The following is a 1,181-nucleotide window of genomic DNA, read 5'->3' on the forward strand; positions in this document are numbered from 1 at the left end:
TTACTCGATTATTTTAGCGACAACGCCGGCACCAACAGTACGACCACCCTCTCTAATTGCGAAGCGTAAACCTTCATCCATCGCAATTGGGGCATGCAAGCTAACAGTCAATTGTACGTTATCACCTGGCATCACCATTTCAACTCCTGATGGTAAATCACAGGTTCCTGTTACGTCAGTTGTTCTGAAGTAAAATTGTGGACGGTAACCATTAAAGAATGGAGTATGACGCCCTCCTTCTTCTTTTGATAGTACGTATACTTCTGCTTCAAACTTGGTGTGCGGCTTGATTGTACCCGGTTTAGCCAACACTTGTCCACGTTCCACTTCATCTCGCTTCGTACCACGTAGCAATACACCTACGTTATCACCAGCTCGTCCTTCGTCAAGCAATTTCCGGAACATTTCAACACCTGTACAAGTCGTCTTTTGGGTGTCTCTTATTCCAACAATTTCTACTTCTTCTCCAACCTTAATTATTCCGCTCTCAACACGTCCTGTGACTACTGTTCCGCGTCCAGAAATTGAAAATACATCTTCAATCGGTAATAAAAATGGTTTGTCTATATTCCTTACTGGCTCTGGGATGTAGGAATCCATTGTCTCAACTAACTTCTCAATAGCCTTGACTCCTATATCACTATCTTCTCCTTCCAATGCTTTCAATGCAGAGCCAACTACTATGGGTATATCGTCTCCAGGAAAATCATAACTGCTTAACAGGTCACGAACTTCCATCTCTACTAACTCTAGCAATTCTGGATCATCTACCATGTCCGCTTTGTTCATAAACACAACTATGTATGGGACACCTACTTGACGAGACAATAATATATGTTCTCTTGTTTGGGGCATTGGACCATCCGCTGCAGACACCACTAATATCGCTCCATCCATTTGCGCTGCACCAGTAATCATATTCTTGACATAGTCAGCATGACCAGGACAATCAACGTGCGCATAGTGTCTGTTGGCTGATTCATATTCAACATGTGCCGTTGATATCGTAATCCCTCGCTCTCTTTCTTCTGGCGCAGCATCAATTTGATCGTATGCTTTCGCTGTACCACCATATTTCTTTGCCATAATCGTTGTTATGGCCGCTGTCAATGTTGTCTTGCCATGGTCTACGTGACCTATTGTGCCTACGTTTACGTGCGGCTTCTTACGCTCAAATTTTT

1 protein-coding gene is annotated in these 1,181 nt (G+C 43.4%); it reads right to left on the reverse strand.

Features of this window, described 5'->3' with window-relative positions:
- A partial coding sequence (gene tuf / locus OK13_RS13655; protein WP_035891739.1) for an elongation factor Tu occupies positions 1 to 1,181 on the reverse strand: 1,181 nt, incomplete at its 5' end.

The sequence above is a fragment of the Legionella norrlandica genome, from assembly GCF_000770585.1.
Classification (GTDB): Bacteria; Pseudomonadota; Gammaproteobacteria; order Legionellales; family Legionellaceae; genus Legionella; species Legionella norrlandica.